The sequence below is a fragment of the Sphingobacterium sp. genome (assembly GCF_039596235.1).
In the GTDB taxonomy this organism is placed as follows: domain Bacteria; phylum Bacteroidota; class Bacteroidia; order Sphingobacteriales; family Sphingobacteriaceae; genus Sphingobacterium.
On the sequence record NZ_JBCNKE010000007.1, the window covers coordinates 1 to 12787 of the forward strand.

At 41.1% G+C, this 12787-nt stretch carries 10 protein-coding genes; 1 reads left to right on the plus strand and 9 read right to left on the minus strand.

Going from position 1 to position 12787, the window contains the following annotated elements; all coding sequences use genetic code 11:
* The first annotated feature begins 912 nt into the window (after positions 1-912).
* On the plus strand, positions 913-1935 hold the full coding sequence (locus tag ABDW32_RS14890) for a LacI family DNA-binding transcriptional regulator (RefSeq protein WP_343563719.1): 1023 nt from the start codon (positions 913-915) through the stop codon (positions 1933-1935).
* Between the two features lie 131 nt (positions 1936-2066).
* Here ABDW32_RS14890 and uxuA read toward each other — a convergent pair whose 3' ends face one another.
* From uxuA to ettA, 9 genes are all read right to left on the minus strand, one after another.
* A complete protein-coding gene (uxuA, locus tag ABDW32_RS14895; RefSeq protein WP_343563721.1) occupies positions 2067-3227 on the minus strand; it encodes a mannonate dehydratase in 1161 nt (386 codons plus the stop codon).
* Positions 3228-3239: 12 nt separating this feature from the next.
* Positions 3240-4058, minus strand: a complete 819-nt coding sequence (locus tag ABDW32_RS14900) for an SDR family oxidoreductase (RefSeq protein WP_343563723.1) — start codon at positions 4056-4058, stop codon at positions 3240-3242.
* A gap of 106 nt (positions 4059-4164) precedes the next feature.
* Positions 4165-4326, minus strand: coding sequence for a cbb3-type cytochrome oxidase assembly protein CcoS (ccoS, locus tag ABDW32_RS14905; RefSeq protein WP_077438320.1), 162 nt, complete (start codon positions 4324-4326; stop codon positions 4165-4167).
* Between the two features lie 5 nt (positions 4327-4331).
* A complete protein-coding gene (locus ABDW32_RS14910; RefSeq protein WP_343563727.1) occupies positions 4332-6725 on the minus strand; it encodes a heavy metal translocating P-type ATPase metal-binding domain-containing protein in 2394 nt (797 codons plus the stop codon).
* 9 nt (positions 6726-6734) lie between these two features.
* Positions 6735-8105 carry an oxygen-independent coproporphyrinogen III oxidase gene (hemN, locus tag ABDW32_RS14915; RefSeq protein WP_343563729.1) on the minus strand — a complete coding sequence of 457 codons (1371 nt, stop codon included), beginning with the start codon at positions 8103-8105 and terminating at the stop codon, positions 6735-6737.
* Between the two features lie 6 nt (positions 8106-8111).
* Positions 8112-8522 (minus strand): lactate dehydrogenase, encoded by a 411-nt coding sequence (locus ABDW32_RS14920; protein WP_343563731.1) that lies wholly within the window; start codon positions 8520-8522, stop codon positions 8112-8114.
* 211 nt (positions 8523-8733) lie between these two features.
* The gene (locus tag ABDW32_RS14925; RefSeq protein WP_343563733.1) at positions 8734-9801 is read right to left on the minus strand and encodes a response regulator; all 1068 of its coding nucleotides are present in this window, start codon (positions 9799-9801) and stop codon (positions 8734-8736) included.
* Positions 9802-9911: 110 nt separating this feature from the next.
* Positions 9912-11096 (minus strand): PAS domain-containing sensor histidine kinase, encoded by a 1185-nt coding sequence (locus ABDW32_RS14930; RefSeq protein ID WP_343563735.1) that lies wholly within the window; start codon positions 11094-11096, stop codon positions 9912-9914.
* An 8-nt stretch (positions 11097-11104) separates the two neighbouring features.
* Positions 11105-12787 carry an energy-dependent translational throttle protein EttA gene (gene ettA / locus ABDW32_RS14935; protein ID WP_343563737.1) on the minus strand — a complete coding sequence of 561 codons (1683 nt, stop codon included), beginning with the start codon at positions 12785-12787 and terminating at the stop codon, positions 11105-11107.

Here is a 12787-nt window from a genome sequence, read left to right on the forward strand (position 1 = left end):
AATAAGCTGAACGGGATTTTAAATCCTGCCCGGCTCACCTAAACCCTTCTTTTTTTCATGGTTGCCTGCTCTGGCGGCAACCGTCCCTCCCTTGCGGAGTGGTGCAAAGATAGGAAGTTTTTATAATCACTTCCAAGCCTTTTGTTCTTATTTCTTTTATTTTTCCGCTAACTGGCTGTACCCTTGGGGGATTTTTTTTGTGAAACGGGATCCCGCACGGGGTCCGGTGGGCTCCGGCGGGGCACGGTGGCGGCAAAGGGTGTGCGGTAAGGCCAAAAAAGGCCGGTTACGTAGGAGTATACAACAGGTATTCGGGCGACGGGTTGGGGTATCAAACAATAGATAAAGGGGGAAAGCCCAGGAGTATACATAAGCTCGGCAGAAAACAGGTACCAATAGGCCGGGTCAGCGTGTGTACAGATTAACTGTTTGGTTAGGGTTTAGTTAGGGTTTGTTTAGGTTTAGTTTAGGTATAGCTTAGGTAAAAGCTAATGAATACCTAACTAAATACTAACTTAAATCTAAACTATTACTAAGTTATTGGTTAAGTTTCGTATAAGCAGATGATATAATGGTCAAAAGCGGATAGCTTAACAGCGGGGCAACGGGATTTGACTTTTTGGGTCCGGCCAGATGGGGCAGCTCGATAGCTGGTACCTCCCTCCGATTCAGGATGCACGGCAACAGAAAGCGAAGTTGAAAAAAGGGAAAAAGGTCAACCTTTGGGCTCACTGCCTGGAAACTCGGTTTTTGTAAAGTAAAAGCGTTCAAAAACTTGTGCAAATCTTAAATACTAAGCTGGATAATATGATAATATATTGTTACAACACAAACCTTCGATAAATATCAAAAATAGCGGGTTTGTCTTTTTTTTTATGTAGATTTATCTTCTTTATAACAACTTCAAAAGTGATGAGCAGAACTACCCTGAAAGATATAGCCTTAGAACTTAATATTTCTGTTTCCACCGTTTCCAAAGCCTTATCAGACAGCTACGAAATCAGTGAAGCAACGAAAAAATTGGTTCAGGAATATGCTAAAAAGCACAATTTCCATCCCAATAAGTTGGCACGGAGTTTAAAAATCGGGAAGTCAAATACGATTGGAGTCATTGTTTCCAATATCTCCAATACGTTCGTGTCACAAATTCTAGATGGAATTCAGATCGCTTCACAGCAAACCATCTACGATGTTATCTTTATGCAAAGTAGAGAAGATGAACGCGTAGAAAAGAATTGTATAGATGTATTAAGAATGCGTGGTATAGATGGATTAATGATTGCCCCGGTATCTTCAGGATCAAATATTGAAGAACTTAGAGACCTTATTAAAGCTAAGATACCGGTTGTCATCTTTGACCGCATCAATCACAAATTGGATACATTCAAAGTTGGTGTCAATAATTTTCAAGGAGCATACAATGCAACCCAACACCTTATCCAACAAGGGAAACAGCATATATTACATATCACAGGAAAAAATTTAGGTGTTGCCGAAGAACGTTTAAATGGTTTTAAAGCAGCCCTCGCTGATGCAGGCTTACCTTTTAATGAAAATCATTATATTGAATGTAGCTTTAACAGCACAGTTGATTTAGACAATACTATTAAAGAAATTATAGTCAAAGAATATATTGAGAACAAAAACATCGATGCAATTTTCGGTGCAACGGATGTCATCACAACAAGGACACTGGGCATATTGGCAGAACTTCAGATTAAAGTCCCGACGGAAGTCGCTGTCATTGGATTTTCCAACACACAAATTGCGGCTTCATTAAATCCTGCCCTGTCAACTGTTGTGCAACCTGCCACGGAAATCGGCGAAATAGCAACAAAAAAGCTGATTGATACGATCAATCAGACAAGACCGATTCACGAATTTGAAACCATAGAACTGCCAACGCAGCTTGTCGTAAGAAAATCTTCACTGTAATCCTGCTTTCCTACCAGCGAAAATCAAAAAACACAGTCAGGAGATATCGCTGATATAATTATCTCCTGACTGTGTTTTTATATGGATAAGCTGCTCGTCAGCCAAAGTAACCAAATGATTATTATCAAAGGTTATTCGCCAACAATTCCATATTCCAAACCTCGTAATTCAGCTAAACCTCTTAATCTACCAATAGCAGAGTAACCGGGGTTTGTCACTTTGTTAAGGTCGTCCAGCATCTGGTGCCCGTGATCCGGCCTGAAAGGGATAGCAATAGATCGCAACTGGTTCTCCGCGACTAAAATTTGCATAATTTTATACATGTTCACATCGCCATCCAAATGGTCTGCCTCATAGAAACTACCTAGGACATCTTTCTTTACATTCCGTAAATGAACAAAGTTCACCCGACCTTTAATTTGTTCCAATATCTCAGGCAAATCGTTAGTCTGACTAGCTCCTAAAGAGCCTGTACAAAAACAAATACCATTGAATTGCTGAGGAACTTCGTTCAATATATAGTTGAGATCTTCACCATTGCTCGCAATACGCGGCAATCCTAAAATCGGGTATGGCGGATCGTCCGGGTGAATCGTCATCTTGATACCATTTGTCTCACATACCGCAGCAATTCCATTTAAAAAGTAGACAAGATTTTTACGTAAGCCCTCTCTTCCGATATGTTTATAGGTATCTATACTGGCTTTTAAGGCATCCAGTTCCACATTTTTTTCTCCTGGAATTCCCATAAGGACAACATTAGCCAAACTATCTTTCTGTTGTTCAGAAATCTCAGCAAAACGTTCCGTTGCTCTTTTGACAATACTTTCCGAGTAGTCTTTTTCAGCAGATTCCCGTTTTAAAATAAAGATATCAAAAAGCGCGAGATCAATCCAGTCAAAATAGAGTGCCTTTGAACCATCTGCCATCACTAGGTCCAGCTGCGTTCTGGTCCAATCCAGTACGGGCATAAAATTGTAACAGACGGTTTTAATGCCGCATTCCGCAAGATTAGCGAGTGTCTGGTTATACTTAGCAATGTACTCATCAACCCGAGGCCCTTTGGTCTTAATTTCTTCATGAACCGTCACGCTTTCTACCACCGACCAAACCAGACCCGCATCTTCGATAATACGTTTTCGCTCCTGAATATCAGCGAGAGGCCACACCTCGCCATGAGGAATATGATGTAATGCTGTGACGATACCGGTTGCTCCAGCCTGTTTAACATCCTGTAGGGATACCGGATCGTTGGGTCCATACCAACGCCATGTTTGTTCTAATTTATTCATCTCAAAGTTTCGTTATACACCGCTCCATGCATTAAAACCGCCATCTACAAAGACTGTTTCACCAGTTACAAAGGCAGAAGCATCACTCAATAGATAGATTAAAGTTCCTTTCAGTTCCCGTGGATCACCTAATCGGTTATAGGGTGTTCCGCTCAGTATACGCTTGGTACGTTCGCTATAACTACCGTCAGGATTGATCAATAGGTTTTTGTTCTGTTTGGTCAGAAAGACACCTGGAGCGATAGCATTGACGCGAACCTGATCACCGTAACGTTGGGCAAGTTCGGTTGCCATCCATTTTGTATAACCATCAATACCGTGCTTGGCTACAGTATATCCTAATACGCGTGTAAAAGGCTGCCTTGCGGTCAAAGAGGAGATATTTACAATGACGCCTTTTCCGCTTTCTGCGATTACGCGACCAATAATATGTGTTGGGATAATTGTTCCATAAAGGTTTAACTCGATCGCTTTAATGGTATCCTGGATATTACTTGCAAAAAGATCCTGATCAGCTCCTATTGTCGCACCCGGAATATTTCCGCCAACAGCATTCACCAGACCATCAATTCGGCCCCATTTAGTAAGGATTTCATCCTTCGCTCTGCTGACATCCTGTTCGTCCATGATATCTACTTCGACAAACATGGCCTGCCCGCCAAGGGATTCCACCTGCTGCACACGTTCCGCCCCGATCTGCCCGTTACGTCCTAGAATGGCAACTTTTGCCCCTGCTTCAGCTAGCGCCTCCACAAAAGCCTCACCCAGGATTCCTGTACCACCCGTAATAACGATGACCTTATCTTTTAATGAAAATGGATTATTACTCATGTATTTCTATTTCAAATTGGTATTTATCCCCAATTTTATTGATAATAACCTTAATTACAAAAAAAAGTAATTGATTTAATTACGATAACGTTTTAGTTATTACAATTTATTTTTCAACTTCTTCCGTTGGGTCATCATCAAACAGAATCCTCACTGAGGGAGTATAGGTATCATCATGCTGTCCTGACTTATTCGCCCAAAAGAAAGCACATAAAAATACCAAAGCTAATAAGACACTACAACCGATTAGAATATACATGATTTCCATAACAACTATAGTTTATGACGTTTTGCATACCATCTTGTCATTAAGCTGGTAAATGAGATAATTGTGACTGTACTTATCGGCATCAGGATTGCGGCAAATAAAGGGGACATAATTCCCTGAATGGCAAAACTCAATCCGATTATATTATAGAGCAATGATATGCCAAAGCTCATATGGATTACCTTTACAGCATCTTTGCTGAAAGCGAAGAAATCCGATAACTTTGAAAATGACTCGCCGTCTAAAATAGCATCACATCCTGGTGAAAAATTATTGATATCATCACTGACAGCGATTCCCAGGTCCGCTTTACGCAAGGCACCGGCGTCATTCAATCCGTCCCCGATCATACAGACATGTTTTCCCACCTGCTGAAATTGTTGAATACATTCAAGTTTTTCCATTGGAGATTGGTTAAACATCAAGCATGCTTTCGAAGGGAAGATCAATTTTAATGCATCCAGGCGTCGGTCATTATCTCCCGATATCAGATGCAGGTCGTAGTTAGGTTTGAAATCTTCGATCAAAGCCGACAGTCCGGCTCTCCACGCCTGTTCCATCGTAAAATATCCTTTCAGCTCATCGTCGATACGTATGAATACGACAGACCCGTCAGTCTTGATATTTCCTATATTCAAAAAACTGGCGCTACCGACTTTGACGACCAGCCCTTCAATGACTGCTTCCATCCCTTTTCCCGGAAATTCTTTAAAATTTCGTACGGGGATATCTGAGTTCACATCCAACCATTTCACAATCTCTCGACTCAATGGATGACTAGAATTTCGACATACCGCATTGACCAGCTTTCGTTCATTTATGGTAAGTGTCCCCTCGAAATAAATGGAAGTTGCTTTAGGTGAAGAAATAGTCCCTGTTTTGTCGAAAACAAGTGTATCTATTGTTGCCATCTGCTCGATTGCAGCGGTATTTTTAACATAGAATTTGTTTCGATCAAAAATACTTAATGCCGCAGAAAGGGTAAATGGAGAGCTCAACGCCAATGCGCAAGGACATGCGATAATCAGCACTGCCGTAAAAGCTCCCCAAGCCCTATTGGCACTTCCATCTACAGCCCAATATAGGGCTGCTAAAAAAGCGATTGCCAATAAAACAACAGTAAAATATTTACTTATAAAGTTCACAAAAGTCTGAAAGTGCTTATCGTAATCTTTATAGTTTTCATTGTTCCATAATTTGGTCAGATAGGATTGTGATATTGGCTTTACCACCTCCAATTCAATTGCCTCTCCTGTCTGACGGCCGCCAGCATAGATAATCTCGCCCAGGGTTTTACTGACCGGACTTGATTCGCCGGTGACAAAACTAAAGTCGATTGCCGCATCGCCTTTTAATAATATGGCGTCTGCCGGGATAATCTCGTTGTTGCGCACAAGGATACGGTCTCCGATATGAATATCGGCCAGTTGCACAGGTTTGTCCCCCACTTCTGTAAGCACAGTAACAGCAACGGGGAAATAACTCCGATAATCCCGTTCGAAAGAAATATGGTAATAGGTCCGTTGCTGCACCCATTTTCCGATCAGAATAAAGAATACCAGACTACATAAAGTATCTGTAAAACCAGCGCCAGTCTGCGTTATTACTTCGTATGCCGAACGTAAAAACAGGACCAATATGCCTAAGGCTAAAGGAACATCAAGGTTTAATCTTTTTTGTTTCAAACTGACATAAGCGGATTTGAAGTAATCTGAAGCACAATACAACAAAACTGGAAGCCCAAAAGCTAAATTGATATACCCAAAAAAACTCGCATAGGCCTTTTCAAATGCTCCCATACCAAAGTAGTCCGGAAAACTAAATAACATCGAATTTCCGAAACAGAATCCTGCAACTGCAATCTTGGCAACCAAAGGATTCAGATTATTCTTATTCCCTTCTTTAACGACATCCTGCAGCGTAATCTTTGGATCATAACCTATATTAGCTAATAGATATACCAAATCTTTGAGCGGAAGTAAAGTATGATTAAAAGTGATACTAGCCTGTTTTTTCATAAAGTCCACGCGGGACTGTAGCACGTTTGGGTTTAATTTATAGAGATTTTCCAACAGCCAAATACAAGAGCTACAATGGATAGCAGGGATATAGAAAGTGATGATAGTCATCTTATCATCCTTAAAATCGACTAATTTCGCTGCAATTTGTGGTTCATCAAGATATGAAAAATCCGCTTGCTTTTCTTTATTGGACTTTCCGGGATGCTGATTATAACGGTAGTATTGTTGCATTCCTCCATGCTGCAAAACCTGGTAGACCGTTTGGCATCCGAGGCAGCAAAAATCATGGTCATCGAGATGAAAGCCCGTTTCTTCGATTTTGTCTCCACAGTGGAAGCATTTCTCAATTTGTTGTACCTCTTCCTTTGTTACCGCCATATTCCCAATTTAAATTGCTTCACTAAATATTTGCTTTTCTGTACGCAGCTTGAGAAAACGCTGATCAAAAGCCATACAGATATTTCGTAGAAATGAGCGTCCAATAACAGTGCATCGAACCAGGTCGTCCTCTATGCGGACTAAACCATCTTGGATCATGGAAACCAGTTCTTCCTTAATTTCTTCATTTAGATATGCAGTTGGATCCAACCGCACTTCGCCTTTACACATCATATCGAGGATATAACGTCTGATGACCAAATCTTCCCTATTGAGTATATGTCCTTTCATAACAGGCAATACTCCAGATGCGATCAGCTTATGATATTCTTCTACTGTTTTCACATTTTGTGCGAAACCGCCCCATGCGTCGCTGATTGAAGACACACCGATACCAATTAGCAGCGGAGTAAACCGGTCGGCATAACCCATAAAATTTCGATGTAACCTTCCCTCTTGGAAAGCCAAATAAAGTTCATCCTCTTTTTTCGCAAAATGGTCCATTCCAATATCTGCGTAGCCTTGTGCCAGGATCAGCTTTTTCCCAAGATTATAAAGTGCTAGTTTGGCGGAACCTTTCGGCAGATCCGCCTCCGTGTAATGCCGCTGCCCGGGTTTTAACCAAGGGACATGGGCATAGCTATAAAAAGATATCCGATCTGGCTTGAGCAGCATGGATTTTTCAATGGTATCCTGTACAGATGCTTGGGTCTGCTTGGGTAATCCATAGATCAAATCAAAATTAATGGAATCAAAACCGATCATTCTAGCGTTGTACATGACCTGTTCTACCTCTTCGAAAGTCTGCTGTCTATTGATCATAAACTGGACCAAGGGATCAAAATCCTGTATTCCTAAGCTGAGACGACGAAATCCCAGATCGAAAAGAACCTGTAGGTGTTCGGTTGTGGTATTGGCAGGATGTGCCTCAAATGAAAAAGAACGATCTGCTGCCATATCGACATGCTCAAGAATCCCCTCTATCAATAATTTCAGGTTCTCGGGTTGAAAAAATGTTGGTGTACCACCGCCGAGGTGTATTTCTGATACAACGGGTCTCTCGCCTTTGAAAACGGCCCGATACATTCCCCACTCTTTCAGTAAAGCGTCGATATAGGGTCGTTCCACCTGATGATTTTTTGTGATACGGGTATTACAGCCACAGTAGGTACATAGACTTTCACAAAAAGGGAGGTGTATATACAGGCTCAGCCCTTTATCTTTTGACTGAATAAAAGTATTGTACACCTGATCAATCCAAGCATCCGGGGAAAATGTTTTTTCGTCCCAAAATGGAACTGTTGGATAACTGGTGTAACGTGGTGCGGCAACATTATATTTTTGCACCAATTTCTCCATTGTGCTATCTTGTATACTCATTGAACATTATTTTTTTGCACAGTCGTTTAAACAACAGCATGCATTACCAACACATTTTCCCATCCCCCAGAGATTGAGGTTTCGAACGGTCTGCTCTGCCAGTCCTTTTGGACTTTGATCTTCAAATGGTGCATTCGCAATTTGAATGCTCAGATCTCCCGCTTTAACCAGATCAATATGGGATGTTTCTTTACTTCTAGTCATAATTTTATTGATCCCCAGTTCCTTCAAATTAAGTAGCATTTTATCATCCAGAATATCTCCTCTGGAGATGACAACCGCATCCTTTCCGCGCGCATAATTTTGCGTTTCGGCATTTAATCCGTTTGAAATCAAAGTCAGATCATGCTGCTTGGCATTGGCCAATGCCCAAAACTCCTTTTCAAATGACCTCACATTATATACAACTACTTTCATTTTTGAATCCTACAATCACCTGTATAAGTTTATCCTAAAAACAAAAGTAAATCATAGCGTTGCCCAAAAACATGATACAAAACCATATTTGAAAATGATATTTATCACAATTATAAAAAATGGGGCCTGCCCGATTACCCGGACAGGCCCCATTGTGTATGGATACAAAGCATTACAGACGTAAAGCCTATAGACTATTTGGTTTATCCTGTTACTGTTTCACATCCCGTAGATTTTTGATGGAATTGATGTAAATCTTCCCCTTTTCCTTCGAGATCAGCTTCTCTTCTTTAAAGTCGGAAAGCATACGTGAAACTGTTTCATTTGCTGTACCGGCAATGGAAGCAATTCCATCTCTTGTGATGTCGATCGAACATGTATTGACTTCATTGATATTAATACCACTTTTTTCGGCGACACTGAGCAATGCATTGGCCACACGTTTACGTACAGAATGGTAAGCAAATCCCAACAATTGCTCTTCTTTTTCGCGCAGGTCCTCAGAAAGCAATTTAATAAATTTACTTGCTATGGCAGGCTTTTTCCATAGGAGTTCCAAAAAGGCATCTTTAGGAACTAAAACGACTTCACTGGCTTCCACCGCTTCGGCATAATCTTCGTAGTTTTCATTTAACAACACAGAAGCGTAGCCAAAATAATTTCCTTCTATAAAAATCCCTGTAGATAATTCACGTCCGTCTTTATAGGATTTAAAGCTTCGGATCTGCCCTGATTTGACATAATAGACATACGTAGGTGAATCGTCCTTTTCAAAGATTGACTGTTTCTTTTTTAACGTTTTCACCCGTGAATTGGCCAACAACTCCTGTAACAATAGGACTTGCTCTTCTTCGCTTAAGTTTAAGTCATAATCTTGAGCTGCATCGGCAGATAACTGCTCATGCTTTTTCAGGCGAACCTCAATCGCATTCATCAGTTCCACGTCATCAAAGGGTTTGGTCAGGTAATCATCGGCACCCATCTCCATTGCTTTACGCATATCTGCACGTTCGGCTTTGGCGGTCAGAAAAATAAAAGGAATCTTTGAAGTACTTTCTATTTTGCTCAGCATAAACAGCACTCCATAACCATCCAATTCAGGCATCATGATATCACATAAGATCAGATCAGGAATATGTCGTGTGGCCAAATCAACGCCCATCCGGCCATTCTCCGCCACTATAACATCATACCGTCCGGTCAACTCCAAAATTTCTGTTGTCCCCTCTCTAATGTCAATATTATCTTCAATGATTAGAATTGTTTTTTTATTTTTCATTCCTAACATAATTATTCATTCCTGTTTATCTTCAATAACTTCTCTAGTGCCTTGCCTTTATCATAGGTTGTTCGAACAGATTTTCTCTACTGGCGAGCTGAAGCTTACCCCTACTCAAAACTGACCTTAAATGAAGTTCCTTTATGTACCTCCGACACAAATTCCATTTTACCCTGCATAAGTTCAATGTATCTTTTCACAATATTCAGACCCAGTCCGGTACCCGGAATATTCCCCGTGTTATGCGCTCTGAAAAAAGGCTCAAACAAATGCACCTGATCCTCTTCGGGAATACCAATACCGTTATCCTTGACAGAAATTGAACAACCATTCCCGTCAATGCAGGTCGTAAATTCAATTAAAGTATCTTCGCCTGAATATTTGATAGCATTGGAGATCAAGTTCACCAACGCATTTTTCAATAGGTTCTGATCTAATGAAAAATGTCCTATCTCACCTGTATGCTGATAGACAATATGCTGATTTTTCTTACATATCAATTGCATTTCCTCGGTAATTTCCTCTGCCAGTTCAACTAGATTGATATACTGCTTATTCATGACCACAATACCTGCTTCTAATTTTTCTAACGAGAGAAAATCATTCAATATACTAGTCAGGAGTTGCACAGCCCCTTTAATCTTATTGGTATGTTTAATAATGCTGGCTTTGTCATCAGGACGGTCCGCATATTTTTCAATCAACGAAGCCGACAATTGAACAGAACTCAACGGAGTGCGGAACTCATGTGACGCCATAGAGACAAAACGTGATTTAAGCTGGTTAAGTTCAATTTCTTTCTCTAGCGATTTAGAAACTTCTGCTTTTGCTTTTTCCAGTTCCGAAACCATCGCTATCAGATCACGTGTCCGTTCACTGACTTTATGTTCCAGTTCGGCAGCATGCTGTTTGAGCATGTCTTCGGCAGCTTTTTCACGCGAAAGATCGTGGATAAAACCAGTAAAAATATTTTTGTCTTTCAGCCATACTTCACTGACTGCCAACCTAAAGGGAAAAGTTTTCCCGTTCTTCTTCAGTCCCATCACCTCCCGGCCGATCCCAATAATTTTTTTATGGCCAGTCGTTTGATAATTATGGATATAATTATCGTGATTACCCCGATCAGGTTCAGGCATTAACATCGAAACATTATGCCCGATAACTTCTTCAGCGTTATACCCAAACAATTCTAAGGCAGCAGGGTTAATGCTTTCCACATTCCCCCTGTTGTCAATGGTAATAATCCCATCAATTGCATGGTCTATTATGGCTGCTAAAAGTCTTCCGCCTTCCATGATCATCGCTATTTCACCAATTTTTTGTATTTAATACGATGTGGAGTTACATCACCCAAACGTTTTTTACGGTTCTCCTCGTATTCCGTATAGTTACCCTCGAAGAAATACACCTGAGAATCGCCTTCAAAAGCGAGAATATGGGTACAGATACGATCCAAAAACCATCTATCGTGAGAAATCACCACAGCACAACCTCCGAAGTTCTCCAGGCCTTCCTCTAACGCACGTAAAGTATTTACGTCAATATCATTGGTCGGCTCATCGAGTAGCAATACATTCGATCCCTCTTTCAAGGTGATTGCCAGATGGACGCGATTACGCTCTCCACCAGAAAGTACACCGACTTTCTTTTGCTGATCAGCACCGTTAAAGTTGAATTTGGAGACATAAGCTCTGGAGTTTACGGAACGATTGCCTAAGATCATATTATCATTACCACCGGTGATATTTTCCCAAACGGATTTTTCAGGATCCAGGTCATGGTGCATCTGATCGACATAGCCCAATTTGACGGTCTCTCCTACTTTAAACGAACCGGTATCAGGCATTTCCTGCCCTGTGATCAGGCGGAATAAAGTCGTTTTACCAGCACCATTTGGCCCGATGATTCCCACAATACCCGCAGGTGGCAACATGAAACTTAAATTCTCAAATAAGATACGGTCACCATAAGCTTTGGAAATATTGGTCGCCTCAATCACTGAGTTGCCCAGACGTGGTCCCGGCGGAATAAACAGTTCCAATTTTTCTTCCCGTTCTTTGGTCTCTTCCGAAGCTAATTTTTCATAGTTATGAAGACGGGCCTTGGATTTGGCATGACGGGCTTTGGGAGCCATACGCACCCACTCCAACTCGCGCTCCAATGTTTTTTGACGTTTGGTTTCCTGCTTTTCTTCCTGTGCCAAACGTTTTGCTTTTTGATCCAACCAGGAAGAATAATTTCCTTTCCACGGAATACCTTCGCCACGATCCAGTTCTAAAATCCAGCCAGCGACATTATCCAGGAAGTAACGGTCGTGGGTAACGGCGATAACAGTTCCTTTATATTGTTTCAAGTGCTGCTCCAACCAGTCAATAGATTCCGCATCCAAGTGGTTGGTCGGTTCATCAAGTAATAATACATCAGGTTCCTGTAATAATAAGCGACATAATGCTACACGTCGGCGCTCACCACCTGACAAATTGGCAATTTTGGCATCCGGTTCTGGACAGCGTAAAGCGTCCATGGCTCTTTCCAGTTTGGAATCAATTTCCCAGGCATTTGTTGCGTCAATTTTATCTTGTAGTTCACCTTGCCTTGCCAACAACTTATCCATTTCATCCGGATTTTCGTAGACTTCAGGCAAGCCGAATTTCTCATTGATTTCTTCGTATTCTTTTAATATCGCCGTAATTTCAGCAACACCTTCCTGCACAACTTCAAGAACGGTCTTTTCGAGATCCAATTGGGGTTCCTGCGCTAAATATCCCACAGAATAACCCGGAGAAAATACAACTTCGCCCTGATAGGATTTGTCCAAACCCGCGATAATTTTCAATAATGAAGATTTTCCGGATCCGTTCAGACCGATCACACCGATCTTGGCACCGTAGAAAAAAGATAAATAAATATTTTTTAGAACTTGTTTTTGAGGCGGATAGATTTTGTTAACTCCCGCCATCGAAAAAATAATCTTCTCGTCTGACAT